This window comes from Neisseria sp. P0008.S010, assembly GCF_051962715.1.
Lineage (GTDB): Bacteria > Pseudomonadota > Gammaproteobacteria > Burkholderiales > Neisseriaceae > Neisseria > Neisseria elongata.
Window position 1 is genome coordinate 1 of record NZ_JBQCVA010000282.1, and the last position, 274, is coordinate 274.

At 54.0% G+C, this 274-nt stretch carries 1 rRNA gene; it reads left to right on the forward strand.

The features are described 5' to 3' along the window. A 16S ribosomal RNA gene (locus ACTHSL_RS13595) occupies nucleotides 1-274 on the forward strand; the annotation flags it as partial.

Sequence of the window (274 nt, forward strand, 5' to 3'; positions counted from 1 at the left end):
AATACGGAGGGTGCGAGCGTTAATCGGAATGACTGGGCGTAAAGGGCACGTAGGCGGTGAATTAAGTCGGATGTGAAATCCCCGGGCTCAACCTGGGAATGGCATTCGAAACTGGTTTGCTAGAGTTTTGTAGAGGGGGGTAGAATTCCACGTGTAGCGGTGAAATGCGTAGAGATGTGGAGGAATACCGGTGGCGAAGGCGGCCCCCTGGACAGGAACTGACGCTGAGGTGCGAAAGCGTGGGGAGCAAACAGGATTAGATACCCTTGTAGTC